The following is a 1,099-nucleotide window of genomic DNA, read 5'->3' on the forward strand; positions in this document are numbered from 1 at the left end:
ACAATACCTGCTGGTAGTAGCAGGTGGAAAGAATGGTGGAGAGTGGTCATGAATCCCATAAGCTCCCATACCTGTCTTGGACATGCGAGCTCAGCATGTCGATATGTTTATGGCTCATCTCATCTAGAACAAAAACCTTGAATTAGATCATGGAGGAAAAAATGAAACAAACCTTAAAATTATTAAGTGCGATAACTCTGTTGAGTATAGCTGGGTGCCAGTTTAATAAAACTCCCACATCTTCTATAGGGGCATGGGAAAAACCAGGAGCAGATTTTACGGAGATAGGAAAAGCCTTGTTAGAATGTGGCATGCCAACCCCTTATGATAAGGATCCAGAAAATCAAAATCGCAGTTTCAATCAAATGGCAACCATTGATGCTTGCATGCTTCAAGCAGGGTTCAACTATAAATATGATGTGGGGGGGGGGTGGTGTGGAAACCATAAAGCGGAAAACTTGCCCATATGTCGTCCTGGCGCTGTCATACCACAGCGCAGTGTCAAGAAGCGCTTAAACAGCCCGTTTTGTAAAAAATATAAAAATAGCCGCAAATGCCAACCTTAAGTGTTGCTATTTGTAATGACCAACAATCTGCCATCCTTGCCTTCGCTTGGAATGGCGGGATTGTTTTTTCCAGCAAGCAAAACTCTGTTTCTGCTGGGTTTGGTGCTGGACAAACGGGTGGTGGGGGCTCCATGAGCGCCTCTTTCCAAAAGAATAAATCTTCTAGCGATTATCATAGTGTCGTGGAACAATCAGGCATTAAAGCCGGTGATGGTGGTTTTGATATCAACGTCAAAGATAAAACAACGCTAACCGGAGGCATCATTGCCAGCACTGCGCCGGCAGAAAAAAACAGCCTGACCACAAGAAGCATCAGCACCAGTGACATCACCAACAGTGCGCATGCGCAAGCTAGCAGTCAAGGGTTTAGCCTTTCTGGGAACGATACGATAAAGAACATTGCTAAAAATGTCTTAGATCATTCAAAAGCTAAAGATTCAGAGGAAGGATACACCAAATCCGCTATCAGTGATGGGAGTATTATCCTTACTGATACAACTGGACAAAGGGCGATGGGGCAAGATGCTGGACAA

At 44.2% G+C, this 1,099-nt stretch carries 1 protein-coding gene and 1 pseudogene; both read left to right on the forward strand.

Annotated elements, in window-relative coordinates; translation table 11 throughout:
- Positions 1-161 precede the first annotated feature (161 nt).
- Positions 162-566, forward strand: a complete 405-nt coding sequence (locus ACFIJ0_RS06020; RefSeq protein WP_375644202.1) for a hypothetical protein — start codon at positions 162-164, stop codon at positions 564-566.
- A gap of 68 nt (positions 567-634) precedes the next feature.
- Positions 635-1,099, forward strand: a pseudogene (locus ACFIJ0_RS06025) (hypothetical protein); the annotation flags it as partial.

The sequence above is a fragment of the Bartonella sp. OC68QHHN genome, assembly GCF_042193875.1.
Lineage (GTDB): Bacteria > Pseudomonadota > Alphaproteobacteria > Rhizobiales > Rhizobiaceae > Bartonella > Bartonella grahamii_A.